This window comes from Haliscomenobacter sp., from assembly GCF_041740695.1.
Lineage (GTDB): Bacteria > Bacteroidota > Bacteroidia > Chitinophagales > Saprospiraceae > Haliscomenobacter.
This window is the reverse complement of the sequence record NZ_JBGSLK010000058.1, coordinates 60,072-73,411: the sequence shown is the minus strand read 5'-3', so window position 1 is coordinate 73,411 and position 13,340 is coordinate 60,072. Positions and strand designations below refer to the sequence as shown.

General features: G+C 48.5%; 12 protein-coding genes. 3 read left to right on the top strand and 9 right to left on the bottom strand.

The window, feature by feature from the left end; translation table 11 throughout:
- Window positions 1-127: 127 nt before the first annotated feature.
- Window positions 128-859, top strand: coding sequence for a M48 family metallopeptidase (locus ACEW9O_RS12890; RefSeq protein ID WP_373550579.1), 732 nt, complete (start codon window positions 128-130; stop codon window positions 857-859).
- A gap of 7 nt (window positions 860-866) precedes the next feature.
- On the opposite strand, the gene ACEW9O_RS12885 is transcribed toward ACEW9O_RS12890, so the two are convergent.
- From ACEW9O_RS12885 to ACEW9O_RS12870, 4 genes are all read right to left on the bottom strand, one after another.
- Window positions 867-2,822 (bottom strand): OmpA family protein, encoded by a 1,956-nt coding sequence (locus tag ACEW9O_RS12885; RefSeq protein WP_373550578.1) that lies wholly within the window; start codon window positions 2,820-2,822, stop codon window positions 867-869.
- A gap of 102 nt (window positions 2,823-2,924) precedes the next feature.
- Window positions 2,925-3,359 carry a DUF2147 domain-containing protein gene (locus tag ACEW9O_RS12880; protein WP_373550577.1) on the bottom strand — a complete coding sequence of 145 codons (435 nt, stop codon included), beginning with the start codon at window positions 3,357-3,359 and terminating at the stop codon, window positions 2,925-2,927.
- A 20-nt stretch (window positions 3,360-3,379) separates the two neighbouring features.
- The gene (locus ACEW9O_RS12875) at window positions 3,380-3,706 is read right to left on the bottom strand and encodes an MGMT family protein (protein ID WP_373550576.1); all 327 of its coding nucleotides are present in this window, start codon (window positions 3,704-3,706) and stop codon (window positions 3,380-3,382) included.
- Window positions 3,707-3,842: 136 nt separating this feature from the next.
- Window positions 3,843-4,667 (bottom strand): hypothetical protein, encoded by an 825-nt coding sequence (locus tag ACEW9O_RS12870; RefSeq protein ID WP_373550575.1) that lies wholly within the window; start codon window positions 4,665-4,667, stop codon window positions 3,843-3,845.
- A gap of 141 nt (window positions 4,668-4,808) precedes the next feature.
- Between ACEW9O_RS12870 and ACEW9O_RS12865 the strand changes: the two genes are divergently transcribed.
- Window positions 4,809-6,917, top strand: a complete 2,109-nt coding sequence (locus ACEW9O_RS12865) for a peptidylprolyl isomerase (RefSeq protein ID WP_373550574.1) — start codon at window positions 4,809-4,811, stop codon at window positions 6,915-6,917.
- A gap of 94 nt (window positions 6,918-7,011) precedes the next feature.
- Here ACEW9O_RS12865 and ACEW9O_RS12860 read toward each other — a convergent pair whose 3' ends face one another.
- The 5 genes from ACEW9O_RS12860 to ACEW9O_RS12840 form a co-directional block, all read right to left on the bottom strand.
- Window positions 7,012-7,974, bottom strand: coding sequence for a Gfo/Idh/MocA family oxidoreductase (locus ACEW9O_RS12860; protein WP_373550573.1), 963 nt, complete (start codon window positions 7,972-7,974; stop codon window positions 7,012-7,014).
- A 193-nt stretch (window positions 7,975-8,167) separates the two neighbouring features.
- On the bottom strand, window positions 8,168-8,734 hold the full coding sequence (locus ACEW9O_RS12855; protein ID WP_373550572.1) for an acyltransferase: 567 nt from the start codon (window positions 8,732-8,734) through the stop codon (window positions 8,168-8,170).
- 133 nt (window positions 8,735-8,867) lie between these two features.
- Window positions 8,868-9,761, bottom strand: a complete 894-nt coding sequence (locus ACEW9O_RS12850; RefSeq protein ID WP_373550571.1) for an AAA family ATPase — start codon at window positions 9,759-9,761, stop codon at window positions 8,868-8,870.
- Window positions 9,762-9,767: 6 nt separating this feature from the next.
- Window positions 9,768-11,054, bottom strand: coding sequence for a C4-dicarboxylate transporter DctA (dctA, locus tag ACEW9O_RS12845; protein ID WP_373550570.1), 1,287 nt, complete (start codon window positions 11,052-11,054; stop codon window positions 9,768-9,770).
- A gap of 50 nt (window positions 11,055-11,104) precedes the next feature.
- Window positions 11,105-11,662, bottom strand: coding sequence for a hypothetical protein (locus ACEW9O_RS12840; protein ID WP_373550569.1), 558 nt, complete (start codon window positions 11,660-11,662; stop codon window positions 11,105-11,107).
- A gap of 163 nt (window positions 11,663-11,825) precedes the next feature.
- On the opposite strand from ACEW9O_RS12840, the gene ACEW9O_RS12835 reads away from it, so the two are divergent.
- Window positions 11,826-13,298, top strand: coding sequence for a hypothetical protein (locus ACEW9O_RS12835; protein ID WP_373550568.1), 1,473 nt, complete (start codon window positions 11,826-11,828; stop codon window positions 13,296-13,298).
- Window positions 13,299-13,340: the final 42 nt, after the last annotated feature.

The window sequence follows — 13,340 nt, the reverse complement described above, 5'->3', positions numbered from 1 at the left end:
AGAGGACACAAAGGCTGTCAACGTCTAACTTTGTGTCCTTTGTGCTCTTGTTTTTTCCTTTGTGGTAAAAAAATGTCGCTTTGGTAGTTCTATCTGAAATAAAATCATTCCCACGAAAAAAACCACCGTGCTCTCTTCCTCCATTGAACTAGGCGGTCAACACATCCCGGTCAAAGTGATCCACGAACGCCGGAGCTCCTTCCGCGCAGCCACCGGGAAGCAAGGCTTCATCTTGCGTTTGCCCAAACGCCTGGACAAAAGTGGAGAAAAACGCGCCTGGGAATGGTTTGAAAGCTGGGCCAAAGCACTCCACCGGGATAAGCCCGATTTTTTTCAGCGCTTTTTGAGCAAACAATACAACGATGGTGACGTAATACAGGTGGGCAATCGCCAGTATACGCTGGGCGTCAACCTTGAAGACCGCGCTTCCCACACCGCCAAGTTACACCCCAATCGCTACATCCAATTGAATTTGGTGCGCTCCGTCTCAACTGAGGAGCAACACAAAGCCGCTGCCACCTTGCTCAGCCGCTTGATTGGGCAGGATTTTTTACCAGAATTTTCTCGTCGCGTATTGGAACTCAACCAACTGCATTTTGCCAAGCCGATTAAAGACATTCGTTTCAAAAACACCAGCTCGCGTTGGGGCAGCTGCTCCAATACGGGCAACCTCAATTTTTCTACCCGCTTGCTCTTCGCACCCGCGGAGGTAATTGACTATGTGATCATCCACGAACTCGCTCATTTGATAGAAATGAACCACTCGGATCGTTATTGGGCCTTGGTGGAAAAGGCCATGCCGGATTATATGATGCAGGAGAAGTGGCTGAAGAAACATGGGGCGGGGTTGGGGTTTTGAACATTGTTTATTGCAGCACAAACTCCGTTCGCCGATTCTCCCGACGCCCTGCCTCCGTCGCATTGTCCGCTATGGGTTGACTTTCGCCAAAACCTTTGTAGCTCAAACGTGTCGCGGTAATTCCTTTGCCAATCAGGTAAGTGTAAACCGCTTTAGCTCTTTGTTCCGACAATTTCAGGTTGTCGGCATCAGAACCTACGTTATCGGTATGGCCATTGATTTGAATTTTCAAGGTAGGATTTTCCTGTAAAAGCTCCGTCAGGCGATCCAATTCGGGTGCAGACTCTGGGCTCAGCACTGCCGATCCCGTTTCAAAAAACACATTGCGCAAGATTACCGGGGTTTTATCCCCCGGAACGGTGCTTACGCCCTCTGCGGGTAAGGCTTGCAAGCCTGCGCTCAGTTCATATGCCTGGGCTGCATTGCGCACTTCAGCCAGTTCAAAATTGGCGGAATAAAAAGTATAACCGGGGTGATTGGCATTGAGGGCATAGTTTTGTCCCACCGGCAAACAAACCATAAAACTGCCATCATTGGCCACTTTAGCTTTGTAAAACACCCGTTTGCTGGCTAATTCCTGCACTTCTACCTCGGCGGCCAAGGGTTCTTTAGTGGCCAGGTCAAATACCTTGCCGCGGGCAAAAGTGACCACTTTGGGGCGATTTAGTTCCGGCATCGTGAAAGTGTAAATATCCGAGCGCCCTTGTTTGATGCCTTCGGTATTGCGGGTATCCTCCACATCGGTGGAAAACCAGGCGCGGCTGCCATCCAAACTTACTGACAATGCCCCTTCATTGGCGCGGGTATTGATGGGGTAACCCAGGTTTTGGGGCGTGCCCCAATTGCCTGCACTATCAAGGCGACTCAAGTACAAATCGAAACCGCCCATGCCGGGGTGGCCGTTGGACATAAAGTAGAGGGTGGCACCATCGGGGTGGAGAAATGCGGCTTGTTCATCGCCTACGGAATTGACTTTGGGGCCCAGGTTGCGTGGATTGCTCCATTTGCCATCTGGCAATTGTCGGCTCAACCACAGGTCACGCCCGCCTACCCCACCAGCACGGTCCGAGGCAAAAATCATGACCCTGCCACTGGCAGAAATGGAGGGCAAGGATTCCCAGGCACCAGAGTTGATCGGAGCGCCCAGGTTGGCGGGGGCTGTCCAGGCGCTGTCTTGAAAGTAAGACACGTAGAGGTCACAACCACCCAGGCTTTTGGCCAGATTGCAGCCAGTAAAGTACAAGGTTTTGCCATCTGCCGACAAGCAGTGTCCCGCCTCGTTGAAAGGGGTATTCAGCGCTACCAAGGGTTCGGCATTTTGCCAAGCCCCATTTTCCATTTTGCTGACAAAAAAATCTTCCTGTCCCTGCACCAAGCGACTGAAGACCATCGTTTGCCCGTCCGCGCTGACGGAAGGCAGGAATTCGGCTTGCTCGGGGTTATTAATGCTCGGGGGGAGTTTTTCGGGGTTAAAGGGCACAGGCTTTTTGATGGCATCGGCGGCAAAAACGGCGTCGGCGCGGTTGCGTTGGGCGCGTTTGATGAGCTCGGTATTCTTTTTTTCGCGCTGCAAAAATTGGTCCCAGGTGTTCAATGAACCTGTAAAATCGTCGGCCCGCATTTGGGCTAAGGCCAGTTGGTAGTACAAACGGGTTTGGTAGTCCGGCCCCAATTCCAGGGCTTCCCGGTAACGTTGGATGGCTTTAGGGTAGTTTTGTTCATCGTAATGGATATTGCCCACTAGGATGATGCCGTCGATAAAAGTGGGATCTTCCTGGAGGATTTTTTCGAGTCCGCTCCGGGCATCAGCAAAGTTTTTGGCTTCGGCTTGGGCGCGAACTTTTTCAAATTGTTTTTGGAGCTTGGGGGCAAGGGTAGTACGGGTACTGTAGTTTTGGCTAAAGGCTAGCGGGCCTTGTAGCAAGCAGTACAATCCGAGTAATAAAATGAAAATGTAACGCATAGATGGCTAAATTCAGTAGCATCATTTTGTGCTAAAAAAATGCCGCTTTTGTGATTTTCTAAAAATTCGTGATCACGCTGGTCCTAAACTCATCCTTTGCCATCACTTCACCCGAAACCAGGTCTGCGTCCGGTAAATCCCCGTCCAGTGCTTCCCACGCACCTTGAGTTCATTCGATTTCTCAGCTTCCAGCCACATGGAACAACCATATACGCTACCATTTTGAGGGTCGAGGATGGTTCCGCTTTTCCAGACACCTTCGGATTCCTGTAAACCTTCGATGATGACCAGGCCCATCACGGGTTGGCCTTTTTTATCCCCTTTACAATCGTCGCATTTGGCATTGGGTTTATCGGTCAGGATTTTGACGATCTTGCCGTACATTTTGCCATTTTTTTGGTACACCTCTACGTGTGATTTGGCTTCGCCCGTTTTGTCATCAACGCTTTTCCAAACGCCGACGGGGCTGTTGTTTTGGGAGTGCAGGTTGCCAATACACAGCAGCACTGCTAGGAAACTAAAAAAGAAATACTTCATTTGGTCAATTTGATTTGGTTTTACCATCCTAGTTCTTCAGGGTGCCAGAATACTTCCTTGAAGTTGACTACCCGGTCATTTTCCACTTTAACGCCTTCTGCTTCCAAAAGTTGTTGCATCATGCTAGGCGGGGTAAAATGGGCTCGTCCGCTCAGCTCACCTTTGCTATTGACCACTCGATGGGCGGGAACATCACCAAAGGCAGAACAGTTATTCAGTGCCCAGCCGACCATCCTAGCCGAGCCCAGCGCCAAATAATCCGCAATGGCACCATAACTGCTCACCCGCCCGGGCGGGATCAGGCGCGTGATGTCAAAAACAAGTTCCTGATAATTTGCTTTGGCCATATTTTAAGTTGAGAAGTTGAGGAGGTTGAGAGGTTTAGGAAGGTTGAGGCTATCGCGAGCGGCTTAGACATTGCCATTGTCAAAATCGCTCGCGGTAGCCTCGACCTTCCTTAACCATCTCAACTTTCCTAAACTTTTATTTTACCTGTATATGAATGTGATCGTCGTGCCGCACGGCCTGACAGCCGTGGTAACGGATATTGTTGAGGCGGCCCAAACCCAGGCGACCTTTGAGATGGGGTTCAATGAAGATTTTTTCAGTGGCAGGGTCTCGAGACAACTGTTGGAGTAATTGGGTATTCAGTTCCGCGTCAAAGGAATAGCGTTTGCGGTCACTTTTAACCCAAGTTTGTAAAAGGCCGTATTGCCAGGAGCCGCGTTGGGCGCAAATTTCGGGTTGGTTCAATTCGCCCTCAGCGGGTGGCTCCGAAAAACCGTAGCCAAAAAAACTGGGATATTGGGTCGTACTCCTTTGCGCACGGGTGTCGTAACGAAAAAAGGCGAGGTCCAGTTTTTTCCCATCCCCATGACTGAGGTGGGGAAAAAGGGGGAACTTTCGGCCAAAAGGAAAATTGGCGTCGAGGTACACCAGGTGTTGTTGGGCGTCAAGCTTGTGCAAAAACCGGCCTTGTCGCACCGCCAGGTCATACAAAGCCGGGGTCACATAGTGCCGATTGCTGAGGCAAGTCCACCAGCTGAGGGGCGCTACGGGCCGCTCCGACCTTGTACCAAGAGGGAGAGCTACCCGACCATTGAGTCGCGCCAGCAGTGGCACCAATACAATGGCTGAAAAAAAATAAAGCAGGCCAAAGGATAAACTGCGCCAGACCCAACGCCCTTTGGTCGGCTTGCGGCCCAGCCACAAGGCCCGATTTAGCAGCCAAATCAGGCCACCCACCTGGGTAAACGCGGTGAGTAAAAACAGCCAGATCATTTGGATCAATACCAGGAATATGCGCATCGGGTTTGTTTTTTAACAGAAGGCGAAAATAAAATTGTTAAATTTCGTACAATTATTGGGATGATGGGCTAGGAAAAGTACTGCTTTCAAATTTTATTTGTTTACATTTGCGTCGTTTTTCTTCAAAGTTAATTAGAAAAGATGGCTCTGATTAGTACAATTCGCAAGAATAGCGCTTTGATTGTGGTGTTGATCGCGCTTGGCCTACTTGGCTTCATTATTCAGGATATGATGGGTGGCCAGAATAGTATCTTTGGCAGTATGCAACCTAGCATTGGCAAAATTAATGGCCAAAAAGTAGACCTGAATGAGTTTAACCGCACCGAAAGTATCCTCTACGCAGGGTCTTCTGGTGATATTTATGCTCGTCGCAGTGCGCTCTGGGATTATTTCGTGGAAAAGGCGCTGATTGATCAGGAAGGCGAAAAGCTTGGCCTGGGGGTTAGCAAAAACGAATTGAACGACCTTCAATTTGGTCCAGAACCCAGTCCCATCATCATGCAGCGTTTCATGGATCAAACGACCGGACAACTCAACCGGGAACAGTTGAACTCCCTGAAGCAGCAAATCACCTCCAATACGATGACGGCTACTGCTCGCTCTTATTGGGCCATCCAGGAGCAGGAGATCATCAAGGATCGCATTCAGACCAAATTGGTCAATATGGTGTCCAAAGGGATGTACATGCCTAGCTGGGCCGCTGAAATGAGCCAGAAGGAAAGTGCAACCATGATGGAACTGGTGTATACCCGCATTCCATTTGATGCCATCGACAACGCTGAAGTTTCGGTTTCTGACGAAGATTATGCCAGCTACCTGAAAGAAAACCCAGGGTTGTTCAAGTTTCAGGAAGAGGCTCGCAAAATTGGTCTGGTTACTTTTGAGGTGAAGCCAACCAAAGCAGACTCGCTTGCGCAACGCAAAAAAATTGCAGGCTTGATTGCAGACTGGAAGAACGCACCCAACGATACAATATTTGTTGAGCAAAACCTGGGAACCATTGATGGCGCCTATGTCAAAAGAGAAGCTTTGTTGCAGAATGCAGACAGCATTTTCAACTTGCCACTCGGCGGCATTTTTGGCCCATATGTTGAGGGCAATGCTTACCGCGCAGTGAAATTGCTGGACCGCAAAATAGTGCCGGATAGTGTAAAATCTCGCCATATCTTGATCCGCCCAGATGCTACTACTCCATTGGCGGTAGCCAAGGCGCGTATCGATAGTATTAAGGGTGAAATTGAAAAAGGTACTGCCACCTTTGAAGCCATGGCCGCTCGTTTTGGCCAGGATGGAACTTCCCTCAGTGGCGGGGATTTGGGTTACAGCGGCCCCGGTGGAATGGTTAAACCTTATGATGACCTGATTTTTTATCAGGCCGAACAGGGTAAATTGTACACCGTAGAAACCCAATTCGGGATGCACCTCGTAGAAGTAACTGGCAAAAGGATTACTTCGAATAGCTCTGGTGTACGGGTGGCTTACCTTAGTGAAGTCATCAAACCTTCGAAAGAAACGGAAACCAAACGTTTTGAAGAAGCCCAGCGCTTCCTGAATGCCAACAACAAAGACGTTGAAGGTATGCTGGCTGCAGCTAAAAAAATAAAAGGAGTTGCCCAAGAAACCAGCCCAGCCGTTAACGCCAATGAATTCTTTGTGGGTTCTTTGGGCGCTGGTCAAACTTCCCGCGAAATCGTGCGTTGGGCTTTTGGCGCGGCCAAAGGTGAAGTTGCTCCCGACATTTATACTTTCACTGATCCAACCGAGTTTTACACCAACAAATACGTGATTGCTGGGGTGAAAACCATCTTCAAACCAGGCAATGCCACCGTAGATCAAGTAAAGGAAGACATTGAAACAGTGGTCATCAACCGCAAAAAAGGTGAATTGATCGTTGACAAAATCAAAGGCAAAGGAGTAGAAGCTGCGGCCGCTCAATACAGCGCTAAAGTGGATACCCTGCGCAACATTCGTTTCAATCAGTCTTTCCTGCCGAATAACGTAGGTAGCGAACCTCGCTTCAACGCCTATGCCTTCAAATTGAAGCAAGGTCAAACCAGCAAAGCTTTTGCAGGCAACAATGGTGTTTATGTCGTCAATGCATTCAATGTTTCGACGCCTACAGCATCTGCTGATGTAAACCAGTTGAAGACTACGCTGGCAGGTAGTGCACGGGCCCAAGTAGCAACTCGGTTCATGCCAGCCTTCCGCAAAATGGCTAAGATTAGCGACAATCGCTCGAAATATTTCTAAGCAAACAGCTTATTTTTGATGAAAAAGAAAGCGGACGTCTGGGTATTTTCCCCGGCGTCCGCTTTCTTTTTTGACGACGACGTTTACTCCTGGATCATTTAAAAGGATGTTTTGCCTGCGGCAAAGCCGCCAAAGGATGATATTCCCCAGACAGCCCCAGCACCTCAGCTTCCCGAATATCGTGCACTAGCGCAATCGACGGCGCGGCATCCACCAAGCCAAAGCCCCGACCCGCTAATATTTCCCGGTAACTCTCCGTGTGCAAATCTGTAAACCCTTCGCTGAATTCCAATTCCTGGCCATCGATGCTGATGGATCGATAGGTTCGAGCACCTTTCTCCTGAATAGCCTCAGGTAAGGTTTTTTCGTCGATGCTCAAAAACCAACGCACCCGCGCACGCTCCAACTCCAGATATCCGGCTGCCCGATCGTGGCTATGTAGGTGGACTTCACTTTTTTGGACTGGGCCAAAAATCCAGATCAGCATGTCGAAAAAATGAACGCCAATGTTGGTGGCAATGCCCCCGGATTTGGACATCTCTCCTTTCCAACTGGCAAAATACCAGGCACCGCGGGAAGTAATATACGTCAAGTCAATGTCGTGTTTTTTGGCGACAATTTGCGTTTCGACTTGTTTTTTCAAGGCCAGGATCACCGGATGAAGCCTCAATTGCAGGATGGTGTAAACCCGGCGGCCCGTTTCCTGTTCATTGCGCTGGAGGGCTTCAGCATTCCAGGGGTTGAGGACGAGGGGTTTTTCACAAATGACATCCGCGCCCTGCCGCAAACCAAATCGAATGTGTGCATCGTGCAGGTAGTTCGGTGAACAAATGCTTACGTAGTGCAGCGCTTGCCCATTTTGCCGGAACTTTTCCAAATGTCGATCAAACCGTTCAAACTCTACAAAAAAGGCCGCTTCGGGAAAATACGCATCCAAAACTCCTACGGAATCGGTAGGATCCATTGCAGCAATCAAGCGGTTGCCCGTGTCTTTAATGGCGCGCAAATGGCGGGGCGCTACATAGCCAGCTACTCCAATCAGGGCAAAATGTTGCATTTATTCGAAGTTGAGGAGTTGAGAAGGTTGAGAAGGTTGAGGCTACCGCAGTGACTTAGACCATGTCCTTGTCAAAATCGCTGCGGTAGCGAAAACCCCTACTCGTTGATTACTATGGATACAAACTACTTAGACCATGTCCTTGTCAAAATCGCTGCGGTAGCCTCAACCTTCTCAACTTCCCTCAACCTTCCTAAACCTTTTTGACCTGCCCATCTTCCAGCTGATACCTTTCGCCAGAACCAGGGCAAGTGGCCAGGTTTTGTTCATCAAAATACAGGCGTTCGCCGTATTCACTCATCCAGCCAATGGCTTTGGCAGGGTTGCCCACCAGCAAGGCATAAGCAGGCACGTCTTTCAAAACAACAGCTCCAGCCCCAATAAAGGCATAGGCACCAATGCGAATGCCGCACAACACAGTGGCATTCGCACCAATGGTAACGCCTCGCTCCACCCAGGTTTGGCGGTATTCCCCTTTGCGGTTTACCGCGCTGCGCGGGTTGTAAACGTTGGTAAACACCATTGAAGGCCCCAGGAACACATCCTCTGCACAGATGACCCCTGAATACAGGGATACGTTGTTTTGTACTTTGCAGTTTTTTCCCAAAACCACGCCATCTGCAACAAACACGTTTTGCCCCAAGCTGCACTGCTCACCAATGATGGCACCCGACATGACGTGACAGAAATGCCAAATTTTGGTGTCCGCGCCAATTTGGGCACCTGGGTCGACGATGGCGGAAGGGTGGTTGTAGAACATGGAGGTTGAGGAAGTTTAGGGAGGTTTAGGAAGGTTTAGGGAGGTTTAGGCTACCGCAGTGACTTAGACGCGTCCTTGTCTAAGCAACTCGCGGTAGCCTAAACCTTCTAAACCTCCCTAAACCTTATAAACCTCATAAATTATCAAATTTCGAAATCGCCCCCGTTTTTTCAAACAGCTCCGTCAAAGACATTTGGGTTTGACGGATGTCTTGCCAATCTTTGAGGATGATGCCGAGGGTTGATTCTACGGTTTCTTTGTCCAAATGTTCGATGTGGAGGTTGGCAAGGGCCGTTGCCCAGTCGATGGTTTCGGCTACGCCGGGTACTTTATCGAGGCGTAGTTGGCGCAATTCACGCATGAAGGCACAAATTTGCTCACCCAGTTTGACGTCGATTCCCGGCACTTTGCTGCGTACAATTTGTAGTTCCTTGTCAAAATCGGGGTAATCGATGTACAGGTACAAACAGCGACGGCGCAGCGCTTCCGACAATTCCCGCACCCGGTTGCTCGTCACAATCACGTGGGGGCGATGGGTAGCATGGATGGTGCCAATCTCCGGGATGGTGATTTGCCAGTCAGAAAGCACCTCCAATAAAAAACTTTCAAACTCTTCGTCGGCGCGGTCAATCTCGTCGATCAGCAGCACCGGTGATTTATGGTGGGTGATGGCCTGGAGCAAGGGGCGTTTGAGCAGGAACTTCTCGCTGAAGATGTTTTTTTCCCGCTGTGCCAAATCCATTTCCAGCCCTTCTTCCATTTTCAGGTACAACAACTGCTGCTGGTAATTCCATTCGTACAAGGCATGATTGGAATCCAGGCCCTCGTAACACTGCAAACGGATCAAGTCTGTATCCAGCGCTTTGGCCATCACCTTGGCAATCTCCGTTTTGCCTACCCCAGCTGGCCCTTCAATCAGGAGGGGTTTGCCCAGGCGCATCGACAAAAAAATGGACAATACAATCGGTTTTTCGGTGATGTAGCCTTGTGCCGCCAATAATTCCTGCACTTGTTCCAGTGTTACCATTGTAGCTTATTTATGAATCAAGGGCGTAAATTCTCCTTCACTCTTGGCCACTACAATGGTAGCAACCGCATTTCCGATCAGGTTGGTGATGGCCCGCGCTTCAGACATGAAGCGATCCACACCCACCAAAAGGCCCAATCCCTCGATCGGTATTTGGGGAAATGAAGACAAAGTCGACGCCAAAACGATAAATCCACTTCCGGTGACCCCAGCTGCCCCTTTTGAAGTCAGGATTAAAATGCCAACGATGTACAATTGTTCTTGAATGCTCAGTTTTACCCCAAAAACCTGGGCAATAAACAGCACGGACATCGACAAATAGATGCTGGTGCCATCCAAATTGAAGGAGTACCCGGTGGGAATGATCAGCCCAGCGGCTTGTTTGGAGGCCCCGTAACGCTCCATTTTTTCAATCATGCGTGGCAAAACCGATTCCGAAGAAGAGGTGCCCAGTACAATCAAAATTTCTTCTTTGATGAAGCCCAGTAATTTCCATAAACTGAATTTGGAAAAATAACAAATCAGGTTCAACACCACAAAAATGAACAAGGCCATGGTGATGTAAACGGTCAACATGAGCATGGCCAAGGGTTTGAGGGTGCCCAGACCGTATTTGCCCACAGTGTAGGCCATCCCGCCGAATGCGCCCAATGGGGCCAGGACCATGATCATGGCCATGATTTTGAACAAGACCTGTAGGATTTTGTCAAAGGTTTTGAGCAGTCCATGCCCAGTGTCGCCCAACTGGGCTATACCAATGCCAAAAAGGATCGAAAAGAACAAGACTTGCAACAAGTTACCTTCTGCAAAAGCCCCCAGCACATTGGGAGGCACAATCTCGGTAATGTGATCCACCCAGGTTTTTTCCTTACTTTTTTCAACATACTCACTGACGTCGCCACTGTTGAGGTGCGCCGTATCCAGCCCGGCACCCGGCTGGATCAGATTGGAGACCACCAAACCGATGAACAAGGCGAGGGTGGTTACCGAGATGAAATACAATAAGGCTTTGCCCCCGATGCGCCCAAATTGCCGGAGGTCACTCACCTTGCCAATGCCCGTCACGATGGTCAGAAAAATGATGGGCGCAATGACCATCTTGATCATGTTGATGAAGGTTTTGGCGATTGGCTGCATGGCTTCACCCGTTTTTGGGAAAAAAGCCCCCAATAATACGCCTAGCGCAATGGCTACCAAAACCTTGAAAGTAAGGTTATTGTAAAAACGTTTGGGGCGAGATTGTTGCACTTCCGGCCCTTCGGCGGAGGGGTCCGGGGTGTAGGATTGGATCATAGATTTCGGTACTTGTTGCGTAAATATAACCGAAAATCTGAGAAGCTGTTTTAAAAGCCCTGAACCAGACTAAAAAAGTCTACGGTAGTAAATTGAGCATCATCTTGAATTAGATAATTTCCTTCAGCAATGGTTACATCACTCGTTCCTAATGCCATCAAAAATTGATCAGAAAAACAAAAAGCTTCTTCCAGACAGAAATACCCACTGGCAAAACGCAGCGTATACTGCTCAGGGGTGATGGAATGTTTTAAAAATTCAAAACGAATCGTCGAAGGATTGAGGACCTGTAGGTAGGCTAAACTTGCGCCACAGGGAGTGCTACTAGCTGGATAATCTGGTGCATTTACCGCATTGATTTTACAAATGCCCATCCCTTTGCAGTTCCTGCTGATTAAGCCATACACCACTTCCGCCAAAATTTTTGGGTGAACCATTTTTCCATCAACTATTTTTGGAGTATAGTCAATGGTATGCATTAATGTACGTTTGGTCATTTTCTCTAGCTTGCCGGTTAAAAGATAAAGTATGTTTTTTTGTCCAAATGTGAGGCTTAATTTACAACAAAGCAAGGCATTTTTGTGCAAAAATGACCAGCCTAAATACATGAAAATGTAGTTGCTGCCGTTTTTTTTAGTAAATAAATAGTCATTATTTGGTAAATACCAAATAAATATTAATTTTGAAAATCGGCTACGAGTTATTTAAGTTTGGATCTTATCTATTGTCTATCAATTGTGCTTTTCGCGGGCTTCTTTAAATTTCTGATTCATGGAAGAATTCAGAGAATTAGTTTTATTGTTAAAAAATTACTCAGCCGATCAGCACATCGAAGTATTTGATAGCATTTCTATCAAACAATCTCCATTCTGGGTTGAGGGTGTATTTGAAAATGGGTATGCTGATGCTGACCATCAAATGGCGCCTACTCCTGGAATGAATGGCCATTCAAAAGCGACCTGCCATGATCCCAGCCAGTCGCGTCAACGGCTTTGGAATACCTTATTGTTTTTGGATTTGACCCAGGAAGACCATCATGATCCCCGGCGGGTAGCTTACCTCTGTTGGCAACGGCTTGCGGTGTTAAAAACCCTGATGGCGGCAGGTGCCTTCAAGTCGCTGCGCGAGATTGCCGAGTCAATTCTCCAAATGGCTACCGCCTACGAACTCACCACAATTGTGATCGAAACTGCCGCGCAACTTCGTCAGTTTTGCGCCCTGCACGATGGAAACATGAGTGGGTTCAAAAAATATTGCCAACTCATCGATCAATACGAAAACATCCTCCAGGCGGAACAGGCCGCGGACGATGAATACTGTGCCTTTTTGTTTTTGCAAAATCAAGCCTCGTGTAGCGCCCAGTCGCTGTCCCAGCACGCCAAAGAAGCTTGTCAAAGATTACAACCCTACGCAGATTCCTGTACCACTAGCGCCTTTGTGCTCAATTTTTACTTTCTGAAACTGCAAGCTGCTTTTTTGGAGGCGGAATGGGAGAAAGTAGTACAAATCAGCAATCAAGCTACACAATTGTTGAGCCGTAAAAGTGTATCCAGCCCGGCAAAAATCGGTGCTTTTTCCCTGAGCAAAGCATTGGGTTGGGCCAATCTGGGCCAGCTGGATCAAGCATTGGAGGCATTAAACGCTGCCATTGCCGATGAAATAGAAGGTAACCTCAACTGGTACCGGCTGCAAGAGATGAAACTGACCTGGCTTTTACACCAAAGCAAATATGCAGCAGCGCTAGACCTGGCCAAGACCTTAAACCTAAAGAATAAATACCCCGAATGGCCTCAGGAACAAAAGCGACTGTACAACAGCGTTTTGTTGAGTTTAGCCGACCTGGGCATACTCTCTATCCCCAATCGGGTCAAAGGTATGCTGATGGCGAATTGTCTGCCTTTTCGCAATTTGCATCTACCAGAAATGAGTAGTGCGAATTTGGATGCCAAAGCTGCCTTATTGTTGTTGCAATTGCCAAAATGGATACAAAGTGGGGCAAGTGGGCAGGTCGCAAATTGGTTTCAGCAATATCTGGAATGGAGTGGGGCTTGTGCGCCACAATCCCGACGCTTGGAAACATTGGTCACAACCCTTCAGGACATTGAAGCTGGACAAAAACCTGCGCAGGCGGCTCTGGAATGTATAACCCAATTGAAAAACCTGCCGCTGGATTACAGCAGCCCCGAGGCTGCGCCAGAAATCATCAAGATTGAGCAAATTATGGATACCCTGATTAGACTTTAAGCAGCGCTTGTTCATAAAATCTATAGCATAAACCACCTACAC

Excerpts from the sequence above, each read along its gene's own strand:
- ACEW9O_RS12885 (WP_373550578.1), bottom strand. The coding sequence starts at position 2,822 with ATGCGTTACATTTTCATTTTATTACTCGGATTGTACTGCTTGCTACAA.
- ACEW9O_RS12880 (WP_373550577.1), bottom strand. The coding sequence starts at position 3,359 with ATGAAGTATTTCTTTTTTAGTTTCCTAGCAGTGCTGCTGTGTATTGGC.
- ACEW9O_RS12875 (WP_373550576.1), bottom strand. The coding sequence starts at position 3,706 with ATGGCCAAAGCAAATTATCAGGAACTTGTTTTTGACATCACGCGCCTG.
- ACEW9O_RS12870 (WP_373550575.1), bottom strand. The coding sequence starts at position 4,667 with ATGCGCATATTCCTGGTATTGATCCAAATGATCTGGCTGTTTTTACTC.
- ACEW9O_RS12865 (WP_373550574.1), top strand. The coding sequence starts at position 4,809 with ATGGCTCTGATTAGTACAATTCGCAAGAATAGCGCTTTGATTGTGGTG.
- ACEW9O_RS12860 (WP_373550573.1), bottom strand. The coding sequence starts at position 7,974 with ATGCAACATTTTGCCCTGATTGGAGTAGCTGGCTATGTAGCGCCCCGC.
- ACEW9O_RS12855 (WP_373550572.1), bottom strand. The coding sequence starts at position 8,734 with ATGTTCTACAACCACCCTTCCGCCATCGTCGACCCAGGTGCCCAAATT.
- ACEW9O_RS12850 (WP_373550571.1), bottom strand. The coding sequence starts at position 9,761 with ATGGTAACACTGGAACAAGTGCAGGAATTATTGGCGGCACAAGGCTAC.
- dctA (WP_373550570.1), bottom strand. The coding sequence starts at position 11,054 with ATGATCCAATCCTACACCCCGGACCCCTCCGCCGAAGGGCCGGAAGTG.
- ACEW9O_RS12840 (WP_373550569.1), bottom strand. The coding sequence starts at position 11,662 with ATGTATTTAGGCTGGTCATTTTTGCACAAAAATGCCTTGCTTTGTTGT.
- ACEW9O_RS12835 (WP_373550568.1), top strand. The coding sequence starts at position 11,826 with ATGGAAGAATTCAGAGAATTAGTTTTATTGTTAAAAAATTACTCAGCC.